The organism is Streptomyces sp. NPDC018263 (genome assembly GCF_055562575.1).
Genome location: NZ_JBVHFA010000005.1, coordinates 42,419 through 55,163 on the forward strand (window position 1 = coordinate 42,419; position 12,745 = coordinate 55,163).

Below are 12,745 nucleotides of genomic sequence, written 5' to 3' on the forward strand. Positions count from 1 at the left end.
CCGGCTGTCCGGCCCTACTCTGGACTCATGTACGCACGGCGGCGTCGCTGGTACTTCGTGATGATGGGGGTCTGCGTCGTCATCTTCGTCCTCGCCTGGGCGGTGGTCCGGATCTGGTCCGTCCCGGCGGCGGTCGGGATGTGCCTGTTCGCCATGGTCATCCCGCCGGTGGCCGCGATGGTCGCGAACCGGCGCGGTCCCGAGGACCGGTGGTGGGACGCCCCTTCCGGGGACCCCGAGTCCGACGACTGGTGGGACGAGCTGGACGGCAAGAAGCGCCCGCGGTCCTAATCCGCCGGGGTGTGGCTCGCGTCGATGACGCAGAAGCGGTTGCCCTCGGGGTCGGCGAGCACCACGAAATCGGGGTCCTCGGGGTACAGCTCCCAGTCGACGCGCTCGGCGCCGAGCCCGGTCAGCCGGGCCACCTCGGCCTCCTGCTCCGCCCGGTCCCCGACATACAGATCCACATGCACCCGGGGCTTCTCCTGCACCGGAGAGGCACTCCGGCCGAGCGCGATGGCGGTCCCCTCCCCGTCGGCCGGGACGAGCACCGTCCAGTCCTCGTCCACCACGCCGTCACGCGGGACGTACCCGAGGGCCCGCCCCCAGAACTCCGCGGCCCGCCGCACGTCGGCGGCGCCCATCACGATCGTCCCGAGCCTCAGCATGCGCCGATTCTGGCAGGCGGCTGATCAGTAGACGAGGGCCTGCGTGCCGTCCGCCATGACCTCCTGCACGAAGACCTGCGCCCCGGCGATCCGCACGCCCTCCAGGACGTCCCCCTCACCGATGTCCCGCCGCACCGCGCACTGCGTGCACAACGTGACCCGCCCCGCCGCCAGCACCGACTCCAGCAGGTCCTGCAACGGCGCCGCATGCGGCAATTCGAACTCCGCCGCCCGCCCCGGCAACGCGAACCACGCCGACTCCCCGGTCAGCCACACCGAAACGTCCACCCCACTCGCCACGGCCACCGCCGCCACGGTGAACGCCTGAGAACACCGCTCCGGAGCATCGGCCCCGGAGGTCACCTTGATCACGAGCTTGTTCGCCATGCGGCGATCGTAATGCGGGCCTCCGCCCGGTTTCCCGCCCCGCATCCGGACCTCGCCAGGAGACTCCGACCCCGGCCGCGTAAGCTGGGCGCGGCTCTGTCGTACGTCCACTTCCGCTCAAGGAGCACATCCGTGGAGATCTTCTTCGAACTGCTGCTGGTCCTGGTCTGCGTCGGCGTGCTCGCCTTCGCCGGGCTGACCGTGAAGAAGCTGTACCAGGGCCAGCGCTGAAGCATCGCCCCAGAACCGACAGGAACGGCCGCTCATGATCGAGATCCCGTCTGACCTGCACAAGGACCTCGTCCCCCTCGCCTTTCTGCTGGGCAACTGGGCGGGCGCGGGGGTCCACGACTTCCCCGGCTCCGAGAAGTGCAACTTCGGCCAGGAGGTGAGCTTCACCCACGACGGCCGGGACTTCCTGGAGTACCAGTCCCGCACCTGGGTCCTGGACAACGAGGGCAACAAGGTCCGCCCGCTGGAGTCCGAGGCCGGCTTCTGGCGGATCGACGCCGAGCGCAAGATCACGGTGACGATGACCCGTGATGACGGCGTGGTGGAGATCTGGTACGGCGAGCTGGCGGACAAGAAGCCCCAGATCGACCTGGTCACCGACGCGGTGGCCCGCACCCCGGAGTCCCCGGCGTACACCGGCGGCAAGCGGCTGTACGGCTACGTCAAGGGCGACCTCATGTGGGTCGGCGAGAAGCAGACCCCCGAGGTCGAGCTGCGCCCCTACATGTCGGCCCAGCTCAAGAAGGCCGTCACCCCCGAGGACGTCGAGCGCTGGGCGAAGGACCTCCCCGAGGACATGCCGGACGACGGCATCGCCTTCTTCAAGTAGGCCCGAGCCGAACCCGGCCGGCGTCCCGTCCGAGCGGGGCGTCCGGCCCGGCGGCCCTACACTTCCAGTGTGGTGAGCACCGACTGGAAGAGTGATCTCAGGCAGCGCGGCTACCGGCTGACGCCGCAGCGGCAACTCGTGCTCGAAGCCGTGGACTCCCTGGAGCACGCGACGCCGGACGACATCCTCGTCGAGGTCCGCAGGACCGCCTCCGGGGTCAACATCTCCACCGTGTACCGCACCCTGGAGCTGCTGGAGGAGCTGGGCCTGGTCAGCCACGCCCACCTCGGGCACGGTGCGCCGACCTACCACCTCGCCGACCGCCATCACCATCTCCACCTGGTGTGCCGGGACTGCGAGAACGTGATCGAGGCGGACGTGGAGGTCGCCGCGGACTTCACCGCGCGGCTGCGCGAGCAGTTCGGGTTCGACACCGACATGAAGCACTTCGCGATCTTCGGCCGCTGCGCGGACTGCACGCTGAAGAGTTCAACCACCCCGTCGTAGGCTGGCCCGTATGAAGAGCCCCCTGCTGTCCCTGCCCGGCGCCGTTCCCGCCGAGGGCGTGGACGAAGGCGTCGCCGCCCACTACGGCGACCTGTTCCGCGAGCAGCGCGCCCTCGCCGACGGCACCGGTTTCGTCGACCTCTCCCACCGGGGCGTCGTCGCCGTGACCGGCGCGGACCGGCTGAGCTGGCTGCATTTGCTGCTCACCCAGCACGTCAGCGACCTCCCCGTCGGTGAGGCCACCGAGGCGCTGGTCCTCTCCGCCAACGGGCACATCGAGCACGCCCTGTACCTGGTGGACGACGGTACGACCGTCTGGGCGCACGTCGAGCCCGGCACCCAGGAGGCGCTGATCGCCTACCTGGAGTCGATGAAGTTCTTCTACCGCGTCGAGGTCGCCGACCGCACCGCCGACACCGCGGTGGTCCACCTGCCCGCCGGCTCCATCACCGAGGTCCCCGAGGGCGCGGTGGTCCGCGAGACGCCGTACGGCCGTGATCTCTTCCTGCCGCGCGAGCAGTTGGAGGAGTTCGCCGCCCGCTCCGGCCCGGCCGCCGGTCTCCTCGCCCACGAGGCGCTCCGGGTCGAGCAGCACCGGCCCCGCCTCGGCTTCGAGACCGACCACCGCACCATCCCGCACGAGCTGGGCTGGATCGGCACCGCCGTGCACCTGCAGAAGGGCTGCTACCGGGGCCAGGAGACGGTCGCCCGCGTGCAGAACCTGGGCAAGCCGCCGCGCCGCCTGGTCTTCCTCCACCTCGACGGCAGCGACGTCCACCTCCCCCCGCCCGGCACCGAGATCCGCCTCGCGGACGACGGCCCCGACGGCCGCAAGATCGGCCTCGTGACCACCTCCGTACGCCACCACGAACTCGGCCCGGTCGCCCTGGCCGTCATCAAGCGCAACGTCCCCACCGACGCCCGCCTCCTGGCCGGAGACACGGCGGCGGCCCAGGAGACGGTGGTCGAACCGTAGATGAGCGGCAGACCTGTGCTGCGGCACATCGGGGCCATGCATCTGAGCGGCTTCGTGCTGCTGTGCTCGTTCCTGGTCCCGCCCTTCTGGCTGGCCGAGGCGGCCTACGCGACACCGCCCGACGATCCGACGGCGGACGCCCCGTTCATGGTGCTGCTCGTCGTGCCGCTGCTCGTGCTCGGCCTGCACGTCGCCGTCCAGATCCCGGCCGGGCTGCTGAGCGCGTGGCTCGGGCGCGGGACGTGGGCGCGGTACCGGGTGTCCATTGCCATCGCCGCCGCGTTCACCATGCTGCTGTGCTGGGGCGACAACGGGATGTGGCTCGACGCCCTGGCCCGCACCGCGCTCGGGCTCGGGGCGTACGCCTGGGTGCTGAGTGGCGCGGCGGGGCGTGCCTGGCGGGGCTACTAGCGGCAGGCCCTAGACCTCGACCAGGATCGTGAACGGGCCGTCGTTCACCAGGGACACGCGCATCTGGGCGCCGAAGCGGCCCGTGGCGACCGTCGCGCCGAGGGCGCGGAGCTGGGCGACGACCTCGTCGACCAGGGGTTCCGCGACCGGGCCGGGGGCGGCCGCGTTCCAGGTGGGGCGGCGGCCCTTGCGGGCGTCGCCGTAGAGGGTGAACTGGCTGATGACCAGGAGCGGGGCGTCGGTGTCGCTGCACGACCTCTCGTCGGAGAGCATGCGTACCGACCAGAGTTTGCGGGCCAGTTGGGCCGCCTTCTCCTTGGTGTCCTCGTGGGTCACGCCGACCAGGACGCACAGGCCCTCGCCCTCGATCGCGCCCACCGTCTCGCCGTCCACGACGACGCTCGCGCCGTCCACCCGCTGTACCACCGCACGCATGCGCCCCATCATGCCGTGCGGCCGGGGGTGCCCCGGTCCGGGGGGTCCGCAACCAATCCATACCCCCCATCCAGGGCCGTTCGGGGGCAGTCGGTCACATAGCGGCCACCGGGGGTGGCACGATGCTTCCCACACGCCGGTCGAGGGGACGGTCCACCACACATGAGCACACCGAGTACCAGTGGTCCGGTCACACACCGGCCGCCCGCACAGCGCGCCGAGAGCCCGCCGAGCCCGCCGCCCGAGGAGCCGGGCGCATCCGTCCTGGCCCCGCTGAGCCTGCCCGAACTGCGCGCCCTGCGCCGGGACGCCCAGCGCGAGGAGGCCGACCTGAGTTATGTCCGGCGCCTCCTCCAGGGCCGGATCGACATCCTGCGCGCCGAGCTGGCCCGCCGGGGCGGCGAGCACCTTCCGGTCCCGGTGGACGGGTCCGTGGTGGAGCGGCTTTCGGAGATCCTCGCCGACGCCCCGGCCCGGCACCGCTCCTCCGCCCGCCATGTCACCCTCGGCACCCCGCACAGCGAGGAGTACGGCAAGCTCGCGGCGGAGATGCTCGCCGAGGTCGAGCTGTCCGACCTCACCGCCCGCACGGACGCCGAGCTGGCGGAGGCGATGGGCCGGCTGACCGGGTACGAGCAGGAGATCTCCCACCGCCGCCAGGGCCTCCAGCGCACCGCCGACGCCTGCGGGGGCGAGGTCGCACGCCGGTACCGGGCGGGCGAGGCCCAGGTGGACGACCTGCTGGCCTGAGCCGGGCGGGGTGCGGGAAATGCGCGCGACACAAGCCGGGTCCCGCGCCTACCGTGGCCCCATGATCGACGTACGCCCCGTGGCCGAGCACGAGTTCGACAACTGGCACCGCGCGATGGACACCGGTTTCCTCCAGGACCCGGTGATCACGCCGGGGCAACGGGCCGCGAGGCTCCGCCAGTTCGTGCCGGGCCGCCTGCTCGGCGCCTTCGACGGCGGCCGCTGCGTGGGCACCTTCCGCTCCTTCGCGCAGGAGGTCACCGCGGTCGGCGGCGCGTACGTCCCCTCCAACGCGGTCACCAACGTCACCGTCTCCCCGACCCACCGCCGTCGTGGTCTGCTCACGCGGATGATGCGCGAGGACCTGGCGGCCGCGCGGGAGCGCGGGGACGTGATCGCCACGCTGATCGCCGCCGAGTACCCGATCTACGGCAAGCATGGTTTCGGCCCCGCGACCTGGGCGACCAACTGGACTGTGGACGTGGGCCGTTCGGGGCTCGACCCGCGCTGGGCCGGACCTGAGGACGGCGCCCGGATCGACCTGGTGGACGGCGCCGAGGTGCGCGCGCTGGGCCCGAAGCTGTCCGAGCGGGTGCGCGCCGTGACGCCGGGCGCGGTCGGCCGGGACGAGCTGTGGTGGGACGCCCGTACCGGGGTGGCCCGCTTCGGCCGGGACTGGACCGAGCCGTTCTACGCGGTGTACCGGGCCGCCTCCGGCGAGGTCGAGGGCATGGTGTCGTACCGCTGCGAGAGCAAGTGGGAGGGGCAGCAGCCGGACAACACGGCCAAGGTGGACTGGCTGACCGCCGCGACCCCGGCGGCCGAGGCCGCGCTGTGGCGCTACCTGTGCTCGATCGACTGGATCGCCCACGTCAAGAGCGGCTGGCGGGCCCCCGACTCCCTGCTGCCCTTCCTGCTGCCCGACGTCCGCGCGGCCCGTGTCGACACGCACACGGACTGGCTGTGGGTCCGGCTGCTGGACGTCGTACGGGCGCTGGAGGCGCGGAGCTACGAGCGGTCCGGGTCGCTGGTGATCGAGGTGCTGGACGAGGACGGCACGGCGGGCGGGCGGTACCGGCTGGAGGCGTCCCCCGAGGGCGCGTCGTGCACCCCGGCGGGCGGCGCGTCCGCCGAGCTGACGCTGCCGGTGGCCGAGCTGGCCACGGTGTGGCTCGGAGACGGCTCGACGGCACGGCTGGCGGCGCTGGGGCGTGTCCAGGAGGAGCGGGAGGGCGCCGCCCGTGCGGCCGACGCCCTGTTCCGCACGTCCGGGCGCCCGTGGTGCCCGGACTCCTTCTGACCCCGGTCGCCCGCCGCCGTGCCGGCGGCCGTTCATCCGTAGCGTGCTGTTCGGTTGTGGCTGTGCGCTGACGCTGTTCGGTTGTGGCTGTGCGGGTGTTCAGTTGTGACTGTGCGCTCCCGTGGCCGTCCCCTGCCGGGCTCCCGGCTCCCCTCCGGAAGGGGAGCCCGGTCGGCCAACCGCCGGAAAGCTCGACCATGTCGGTCAAGTTGGCTGCCAACTTCACTGTAGTTATAGCCGCGTGGAAGCGGCTCATAACCATCATCCCGCGAACTGCCGCAAGATGGCGGGAAGTTGTAGCCTTTGTCCGTGGACCCGGAACACGTCTCCGCCACTGGGCGGAAGAGGTCACCACGGTCACACCCCTCACGCGTCACCTCTCGCGTGGTGGCCGGCATCCTGCGCACCCGCATCGACACCGGTGTGCTGCGCCCCGGCGAACGGCTGCCCACCCAGGCGGAGCTGGCCGAGGAGTTCGGGGTCGAGCGCGGCACGGTCCGCGAGGCGCTGCGCATCCTGCGTGTCGAGCGGCTGCTCGCCGGATCGTCGCAGGGCAGCCCGGCCACGGTGGCCGTCCCGCCCGGCGCGCCGGGCCCGGCCGCGCCGCCGCAGCCCACGATGGCGGGCCTCGCGCCCCGCGTCGCGGCCGCCTTCGCGGTCCCGCACGTGCGGGTGGACGCCCTCTGCCTGACCTCCGTCTCGCTCACCCTCGCCATCGGGGAACCGCTGCGGCAGATCCACGCGGGAGGACTGAAACCGGCCAAGATCGACGTACGGCTGCTGCTGCCGAGCCGTGACATCGCCCTCGCCTTCCCCGCGCCGGTGGACGCCGCCGACACCGAGCTGCTGCACCGGCGCTGGCTGGCGCAGCGCAACGCCCAGGGTCAGGTGCTCCGGCACAACCTGCTCGCGCTGCGCACCACGCACGGCATCGACGTCCGGGTCCGCTTCCGCGCGCTCCCCTTCACCCCGCCGGTCAAGCTGTACCTGCTCAACGGCTCCGAGGCGCTGTTCGCGTACTACACGCTGGCCCGGCGTGAGCGGGACATAGGCCCGGAGCACATGGCGCTGTACGACGCCGAGGGCACCCGCTCGATGCTGTTCGCCTTCACGCGGGGGGCCGGGGCGCGGGACACCGAGTTCGTGTCGCAGTCCCGGCTCTGGTTCGACGCGCTGTGGGAGACGATCAGCTCGGAGCTGGTGCTGGGGTAGCCAAGATGGCGGCCAACTGGACTTGATTGGTCAGTACTTGGCAGTTAGTCACCTACAACTGCCCGTAGATGGGCTGAGGTTGTACCGTTTGGTCGTGACCCAGGAGAACGTGGCAGTGAGCGGCAGACGGTTCACCGCCCAGGAGATCGCCGACGCCCTGCGCGCCCGCATCCGTGCCGGTGAGCTGCGGGCGGGCGAGCGGCTGCCCACCCAGGCCGAGCTGGCCGAGGAGTTCGGCGTGGAGCGCGGAGCGGTCCGCCAGGCACTGCGTCTGCTGCACGACGAGGGCCTGCTCACCGGCGTCACCAAGGGCAGCCCGCCGCGCGTCGCGGAACCCGCGCCCGCGCAGGACGCCCCCCAGCCCACGATGGTCGCCCTCGCCCACCGGCTGGCGGAGGCGTTCACCGCGTCCCACGTCCGCGTCGACGCCGTCTGCCTGACCGCGCAGAGCCTGATCCCCGCCCTCGGCGAGCCGCTGCGGCTGATCCACGAGGGCCGGGTGCGCCCCGAGCGCATCGACGTACGCGTCCTGCTGCCCTCGCGCGACATCAGCCTCGCCTTCCCGGTCCCGGTGGACCCCGAGGGCGACGACGCGGACCCGGTGCACCGGCGCTGGCTGGCGATGCGCAACGCCCAGGGGCAGGTGCTCCAGTACAACCTCAACGCCCTGCGGGCCACGCACGACATCGACGTCCATGTCACCTTCCGCGCACTGCCCTTCACCCCGCCGGCCAAGCTGTACCTGCTCAACGGCGCGGAGGCGCTGTACGCGTACTACATGGTCACCCGGCGCGAGGAACCCACCGACACCGGCATCCTGGAGATGTTCGACACCCTGGGCTCGGAGTCCATGCTGTTCTCCTTCGAGAAGCGGTCGGGTCAACGGGACGCCTCCTTCGTGGAACAGTCGCAGAAGTGGTTCGACGCCCTCTGGGAAACCATCACCACGGACCTGACACTCTCCTAGTGACTTCCAAGACGCCGGAAACGACGCAGCATGAGCTGATGGCGACCGAAACGGTCGAGGAGAAGAGCGACCAGGGGATCGAGAAGCTACGGGAACTGATCGGCGCGCGGGTCGTCCTCTGGGACTTCGACGGCCCGGTCTGCCGTCTCTTCGCCCGGCACCGCGCCGAGCGGGTCGCGGCCGGGCTGGTGGAGTGGCTGGCCGGGCGCGGACTGCGCGGGCTGCTCACCGAGGACGAGCGGGAGACGCTGGACCCGCAGGTGGTGCTGCGCGCGGTGGACCGCCGCCACCCCGGCAGCGACCTCGTCGCCGAACTGGAGGAGCGCCTCACCCAGGACGAGCTGCTGGCCGCCGCCTCCGCGTGGCCGACCCCGTACGCCGATCCGCTGATCCGCACCTGGGCCGCCGTCGGCTCCCGGCTGGCCGTCACCACCAACAACTCCCCGCGCGTGGTCCACGCCTACCTCGCCGAACGCGGCCTGACCGGCTGCTTCGCCGCGCACATCTACGGCCGCACCGCCGAGCTGCACCGCCTCAAACCCGACCCGTACTGCCTCGACCGCGCCCTCGCCGCCCTGGGCGCCGCCCCGGAGTCCGCGCTGATGATCGGGGACTCGCCCACCGACCTCGTCGCCGCCGAGCGGGCCGGGGTCCGCTTCCTCGGCTACGCGAGCGGCGAGCGCCGCGCCAAGCAGCTCCGCGCCTCGGGCGCCGACACGGTCCTCACCTCCCTGGAACCCCTGCTGCTCGCGCTGCGCGGCTAGCGGGCTCGTACGCGCGTACGCCCGGTCCCCGGTACGGGGGAACCAGCCCGGAGTCGTGGGGCCGGGACCCGCTCCCGAGGCGGTACCGTGCTGCCACTTCCGCCCCTTTCGGCAGGGCGCACGGCGAGAGAACGGGCCATGTCCCCCGAAACGGTTTCTACTGCCTGGCTGAACGCGGCCGAGGCCAGCGGCGACGACAAGGTGGTCGAGGGCCCGCTCCAGGGCTACCACCACGAGACGTATGTCTTCCCGCTGGCCGGTGAGGCCGCGCGGCTCCATCCGGGGCGGTGGAAGTGCCGGGAGCCCCGCGACGGGTTGCTCTGGTTCGACCGGCGCTGCTTCGCCTCGGAGGAGCGCCTGCTCACCGCGCTGGGCGACCGCGTGCCGCGCGTCCCCGGCCTGGTGGAGGTCGGCGGACTGCGGCTGATGCGGTTCATCGAGGGCACCACCCTCGGCACGCTCCACCCCTCCGGCACCGAGGTGCCGGAGGCGCTGTGCCGCCAGATCACCGAGCTGTTCGGCAGGCTGGCCGCGATCGGCCCGGACGACATCACCGCCGAGCGCCGCTGCGCCGCCGAGGACCGCCCGGCGGACGGCGACAGCGACGGTTTCCTGGAACGCCTCGTCCACTTCACCGAGCACCGCGTCTACCGCCGCAACCTCGACCGCTTCGAGCGGCTCTTCGCCGAACTCGGCCTCACCGAGACCTCGTTCAGGCATCTGCGGGCCCATGTGCACGGCCTGTCCCGGCGCCCCTTCTGCCTTCTCCACGCCGACCTGCACCGCGAGAACTTCATCGTCGATCCCGTAGACCGGCTGTGGACCATCGACTGGGAACTGGCCATGGCCGGCGACCCCCTCTACGACCTCGCCACCCACCTCCACCTCATGCGCTACCCCGCCGCCCAGTCCCGCGAGATCGCCGCCCGCTGGCACACGACCGTGCGGGCGGTCCGCCCGGGGAGCGTGCGCGGCTGGGCCGACGACCTGCCACCCCTCCTCGCCTACAAGCGGGCCCAGTCCGTCTTCACGGACGTCATCCGCTCGGCCCTGGCACTCGATTCCCCCGACGCTCCACCGGCCGAGGTCCTTGCGGTGAAGCTGCGGGAGATCCTGGCGCGGGGTGCGGGCCCGCTGGGGGTGGCGGAGGTGCCGGACGCGGGGCGGGTGGCGGCCGCGCTGGTGCGGTGGCACCGGCTGGAGGGGCGCGAGAGGTGACGGGGGCGAGCCGTTTGCCGCCCGGCGCCGGTGGATGGCCGATGCTGAGGGGTGATGCTGCTCTTTCTCGACATCGACGGTCCGCTCATCCCCTTCGGCGCGCCCGACGCCGCGTACCCGGAGTTCCAGCGGGGCGGTGGCACGGGTGGGCATCCGTTGCTGGGGCGGGTCGATCCGGGGCTCGGCGCCGAGCTGGTGGCGCTGGGGTGTGAGCTGGTGTGGGCGTCGACCTGGATGGACGACGCCAACGCGGTGGTCGCGCCGTGGCTGGGGCTGCCGCCGTTGCCCGTGGTGCCGTGGCCGGACGAGGAGGCGCCGCCCGCGCTGATCCACTGGAAGACGCGCCCACTGGTCGAGTTCGCGGCGGGCCGGCCGTTCATCTGGATCGACGACGAGATCACCGAGGCCGACCGGGCCTACGTCGCCGTCCACCACCCCGCCCGAGCCCTGCTGCACCGCGTGGACCACGACTACGGCCTGACCCCGGCCGACTTCACCACCCTGCGGGAGTGGCTGGGCAGGAACCCGCCGGACTGACCCTCAGGCGGCCGACCGCTCCCCGGCCCACCGGCGCCGCAGGTGCGCCTCGGTGATCGCGGGCGGGGCGTACTCCATGTCGAGCGCGCCCACGTCCGTACCGGGGGGCACCACCGCGTCGATACGGTCCAGGATCTCGTCGGACAGCGTGACCTTGCCGCCCGCGAGGAGGTCGTCGAGCTGCTCCATCGTGCGCGGGCCGATGATCGCGGAGGTGACACCGGGGTGGCTGATCACGAAGGCCAGCGCGAGGTGCGTCAGCGAGACACCGGCCTCCTCGGCGACCGGGACCAGCCGCTCCACGGTGTCGAGGCGCCGCTCGTCGCGCAGGTACCGGAAGCCGTAGGTGGAGCGGTGGGTGTCGGCGGGCCGGTCCTTGCGGTAGCGCCCGGTGAGCATGCCCCCGGCCAGCGGACTGTAGATCAGCGTCCCCATCCCGTACCGCTCGCACACCGGCAGCACCTCGCGCTCGATACCCCGGTTGAGCAGCGAATACGTCGGCTGTTCGGTACGGAACCGCTGGAGCCGGTGGTGTTCGGCGACCCACTGCGCCTCGACGATGTCGGAGGCCGGGTAGCCCGAGGTGCCGATCGCGCGGACCTTGCCCGCGCGCACCAGGTCGGTGAGGGCGGAGAGGGTCTCCTCGACGTCGGTGTCCGGGTCGGGCCGGTGGATCTGGAAGAGGTCCACATGGTCCGTGCCGAGCCGGCGCAGCGAGTCGTCCAGCGCCCGGGTCAGCCAACGCCGGGACGCGCCCTGCATGTTGGGGTCGGCGCCGTCGGAGTTCATCGGCAGCCGCGCCTTGGTGGCGAGCACGACGGAGTCCCGCCGCCCCTTCAGCGCCTTGCCGACGATCTCCTCCGACTCCCCGTAGGAGTAGATGTCGGCGGTGTCGATGAAGTTGATCCCGGCGTCCAGCGCCTTGTGGATCATGCGTACGGAGTCGTCGTGGTCGGGGTTGCCGATGGCGCCGAACATCATCGCGCCCAGGCAGTACGGGCTGACCTTCATGCCGGTCCGGCCCAGCGTGCGGTACTTCATGAGTCTCCTCCAATCCGCGGTGGCCAGGGCCCGCCGCGGCGCGTTACGCTCACGAAAACGGAACGGTGTTCCGGGAAGAACGATACGGAACGCTGTTCCGGTTAGCAAGTGGAGGTCTGGCATGACCGACGCCGAGCCGTCCCGCCCACGCCTTCGGGCCGACGCGCGGCGCAGCATCGACACGCTGCTCACGGCCGCCGCCGAGGTGTTCGCCGAGTCCGGCGTGGACGCACCCGTACGGCAGATCACCGCCCGGGCGGGCGTCGGCGCGGGCACCCTCTACCGGCACTTCCCGCAGCGCTCCGACCTCATCGCGGCCGTCTTCCGCCACGAGGTCGACGCCTGCGCCGACACCGCGCCCGCGCTCGCCGCCGACCATCCCCCCGTCGAGGCCCTGCGCCTGTGGCTCCTCCGCTTCACCCACTTCATCGCCACCAAACGCGGCCTCAGCGCCGCCCTCCACTCCGGCGACCCGGCCTACGACAGCCTCCCGTCGTACTTCCAGCTCCGCCTGGTACCGGCCCTGGAGGACCTGCTCGGCGCCGCGGCCAAGTCCGGCGAGATCCGCACCGACACCGCCCCCGACGACCTCCTCCGAGCCGTCGCCAACCTGACCCTCCCGGCCCAGGACGACGACGGGCACACGGGGCGGATGGTGGGGTTGCTGCTGGACGGGCTGCGGTACGGGACCGGAAAGTGATCAGAGCGTTTCCCGGCACGACACCTGGCTC

Annotated in this window: 17 protein-coding genes; 13 read left to right on the top strand and 4 right to left on the bottom strand. The window is 72.1% G+C overall.

Annotation, left to right across the window (positions count from 1 at the left end):
• Positions 1–27 precede the first annotated feature (27 nt).
• Positions 28–291 carry a DUF3099 domain-containing protein gene (locus tag ACZ3HQ_RS15655; protein ID WP_467511164.1) on the top strand — a complete coding sequence of 88 codons (264 nt, stop codon included), beginning with the start codon at positions 28–30 and terminating at the stop codon, positions 289–291.
• Here ACZ3HQ_RS15655 and ACZ3HQ_RS15660 read toward each other — a convergent pair.
• Both ACZ3HQ_RS15660 and ACZ3HQ_RS15665 read right to left on the bottom strand, forming a co-directional pair.
• Complete coding sequence (locus tag ACZ3HQ_RS15660; RefSeq protein ID WP_467511166.1) at positions 288–668, bottom strand: VOC family protein; 381 nt, start codon at positions 666–668, stop codon at positions 288–290. The genes ACZ3HQ_RS15655 and ACZ3HQ_RS15660 overlap by 4 nt on opposite strands.
• A gap of 24 nt (positions 669–692) precedes the next feature.
• Positions 693–1,055, bottom strand: coding sequence for a DsrE family protein (locus ACZ3HQ_RS15665; RefSeq protein ID WP_467511168.1), 363 nt, complete (start codon positions 1,053–1,055; stop codon positions 693–695).
• 265 nt (positions 1,056–1,320) lie between these two features.
• Here ACZ3HQ_RS15665 and ACZ3HQ_RS15670 point away from each other — a divergent pair, with 265 nt between their 5' ends.
• The 4 genes from ACZ3HQ_RS15670 (at position 1,321) to ACZ3HQ_RS15685 (ending at position 3,790) form a co-directional block, all read left to right on the top strand.
• Positions 1,321–1,896 carry a heme-binding beta-barrel domain-containing protein gene (locus tag ACZ3HQ_RS15670; protein WP_467511170.1) on the top strand — a complete coding sequence of 192 codons (576 nt, stop codon included), beginning with the start codon at positions 1,321–1,323 and terminating at the stop codon, positions 1,894–1,896.
• Positions 1,897–1,965: 69 nt separating this feature from the next.
• Complete coding sequence (locus tag ACZ3HQ_RS15675) at positions 1,966–2,403, top strand: Fur family transcriptional regulator (protein WP_467511172.1); 438 nt, start codon at positions 1,966–1,968, stop codon at positions 2,401–2,403.
• A 10-nt stretch (positions 2,404–2,413) separates the two neighbouring features.
• Positions 2,414–3,379, top strand: a complete 966-nt coding sequence (gene ygfZ / locus ACZ3HQ_RS15680; RefSeq protein WP_467511174.1) for a CAF17-like 4Fe-4S cluster assembly/insertion protein YgfZ — start codon at positions 2,414–2,416, stop codon at positions 3,377–3,379.
• Positions 3,380–3,790, top strand: coding sequence for a hypothetical protein (locus tag ACZ3HQ_RS15685; protein WP_467511176.1), 411 nt, complete (start codon positions 3,380–3,382; stop codon positions 3,788–3,790).
• A gap of 9 nt (positions 3,791–3,799) precedes the next feature.
• Here the strand turns inward: ACZ3HQ_RS15685 and dtd are convergent, their stop codons facing one another.
• The gene (dtd, locus tag ACZ3HQ_RS15690; RefSeq protein WP_467511178.1) at positions 3,800–4,225 is read right to left on the bottom strand and encodes a D-aminoacyl-tRNA deacylase; all 426 of its coding nucleotides are present in this window, start codon (positions 4,223–4,225) and stop codon (positions 3,800–3,802) included.
• 162 nt (positions 4,226–4,387) lie between these two features.
• On the opposite strand from dtd, the gene ACZ3HQ_RS15695 reads away from it, so the two are divergent.
• The 7 genes from ACZ3HQ_RS15695 to ACZ3HQ_RS15725 all read left to right on the top strand — a co-directional run bounded on the left by ACZ3HQ_RS15695 (position 4,388) and on the right by ACZ3HQ_RS15725 (position 10,973).
• Positions 4,388–4,975: an RsiG family protein gene (locus tag ACZ3HQ_RS15695; RefSeq protein WP_467511180.1), complete on the top strand. Its 588-nt coding sequence runs from the start codon at positions 4,388–4,390 to the stop codon at positions 4,973–4,975.
• 61 nt (positions 4,976–5,036) lie between these two features.
• Positions 5,037–6,275, top strand: coding sequence for a GNAT family N-acetyltransferase (locus tag ACZ3HQ_RS15700; RefSeq protein ID WP_467511182.1), 1,239 nt, complete (start codon positions 5,037–5,039; stop codon positions 6,273–6,275).
• Positions 6,276–6,578: 303 nt separating this feature from the next.
• Positions 6,579–7,487: a winged helix-turn-helix domain-containing protein gene (locus ACZ3HQ_RS15705; protein ID WP_467511184.1), complete on the top strand. Its 909-nt coding sequence runs from the start codon at positions 6,579–6,581 to the stop codon at positions 7,485–7,487.
• 88 nt (positions 7,488–7,575) lie between these two features.
• Positions 7,576–8,454 (top strand): GntR family transcriptional regulator, encoded by an 879-nt coding sequence (locus tag ACZ3HQ_RS15710; protein ID WP_467511186.1) that lies wholly within the window; start codon positions 7,576–7,578, stop codon positions 8,452–8,454.
• A gap of 38 nt (positions 8,455–8,492) precedes the next feature.
• Positions 8,493–9,218, top strand: coding sequence for an HAD family hydrolase (locus ACZ3HQ_RS15715; protein WP_467511188.1), 726 nt, complete (start codon positions 8,493–8,495; stop codon positions 9,216–9,218).
• A gap of 138 nt (positions 9,219–9,356) precedes the next feature.
• On the top strand, positions 9,357–10,436 hold the full coding sequence (locus ACZ3HQ_RS15720; RefSeq protein ID WP_467511190.1) for a phosphotransferase family protein: 1,080 nt from the start codon (positions 9,357–9,359) through the stop codon (positions 10,434–10,436).
• 54 nt (positions 10,437–10,490) lie between these two features.
• Positions 10,491–10,973, top strand: a complete 483-nt coding sequence (locus ACZ3HQ_RS15725; protein ID WP_467511192.1) for an HAD domain-containing protein — start codon at positions 10,491–10,493, stop codon at positions 10,971–10,973.
• 3 nt (positions 10,974–10,976) lie between these two features.
• On the opposite strand, the gene ACZ3HQ_RS15730 is transcribed toward ACZ3HQ_RS15725, so the two are convergent.
• Positions 10,977–12,014 (bottom strand): aldo/keto reductase, encoded by a 1,038-nt coding sequence (locus ACZ3HQ_RS15730; protein WP_467511194.1) that lies wholly within the window; start codon positions 12,012–12,014, stop codon positions 10,977–10,979.
• Between the two features lie 121 nt (positions 12,015–12,135).
• On the opposite strand from ACZ3HQ_RS15730, the gene ACZ3HQ_RS15735 reads away from it, so the two are divergent.
• Positions 12,136–12,714, top strand: a complete 579-nt coding sequence (locus tag ACZ3HQ_RS15735; protein WP_467511196.1) for a TetR/AcrR family transcriptional regulator — start codon at positions 12,136–12,138, stop codon at positions 12,712–12,714.
• The last annotated feature ends 31 nt before the right edge of the window (positions 12,715–12,745 follow it).

Bases quoted from the DNA above. Each gene is read 5' to 3' on its own strand.
- ACZ3HQ_RS15735 (WP_467511196.1), top strand. From the start codon at position 12,136: ATGACCGACGCCGAGCCGTCCCGCCCACGCCTTCGGGCCGACGCGCGG.
- ACZ3HQ_RS15660 (WP_467511166.1), bottom strand. From the start codon at position 668: ATGCTGAGGCTCGGGACGATCGTGATGGGCGCCGCCGACGTGCGGCGG.
- ACZ3HQ_RS15655 (WP_467511164.1), top strand. From the start codon at position 28: ATGTACGCACGGCGGCGTCGCTGGTACTTCGTGATGATGGGGGTCTGC.
- ACZ3HQ_RS15665 (WP_467511168.1), bottom strand. From the start codon at position 1,055: ATGGCGAACAAGCTCGTGATCAAGGTGACCTCCGGGGCCGATGCTCCG.
- ACZ3HQ_RS15730 (WP_467511194.1), bottom strand. From the start codon at position 12,014: ATGAAGTACCGCACGCTGGGCCGGACCGGCATGAAGGTCAGCCCGTAC.
- ACZ3HQ_RS15700 (WP_467511182.1), top strand. From the start codon at position 5,037: ATGATCGACGTACGCCCCGTGGCCGAGCACGAGTTCGACAACTGGCAC.
- ACZ3HQ_RS15670 (WP_467511170.1), top strand. From the start codon at position 1,321: ATGATCGAGATCCCGTCTGACCTGCACAAGGACCTCGTCCCCCTCGCC.
- ACZ3HQ_RS15685 (WP_467511176.1), top strand. From the start codon at position 3,380: ATGAGCGGCAGACCTGTGCTGCGGCACATCGGGGCCATGCATCTGAGC.
- ACZ3HQ_RS15725 (WP_467511192.1), top strand. From the start codon at position 10,491: ATGCTGCTCTTTCTCGACATCGACGGTCCGCTCATCCCCTTCGGCGCG.
- ACZ3HQ_RS15695 (WP_467511180.1), top strand. From the start codon at position 4,388: ATGAGCACACCGAGTACCAGTGGTCCGGTCACACACCGGCCGCCCGCA.
- ygfZ (WP_467511174.1), top strand. From the start codon at position 2,414: ATGAAGAGCCCCCTGCTGTCCCTGCCCGGCGCCGTTCCCGCCGAGGGC.
- ACZ3HQ_RS15720 (WP_467511190.1), top strand. From the start codon at position 9,357: ATGTCCCCCGAAACGGTTTCTACTGCCTGGCTGAACGCGGCCGAGGCC.
- dtd (WP_467511178.1), bottom strand. From the start codon at position 4,225: ATGCGTGCGGTGGTACAGCGGGTGGACGGCGCGAGCGTCGTCGTGGAC.
- ACZ3HQ_RS15715 (WP_467511188.1), top strand. From the start codon at position 8,493: ATGGCGACCGAAACGGTCGAGGAGAAGAGCGACCAGGGGATCGAGAAG.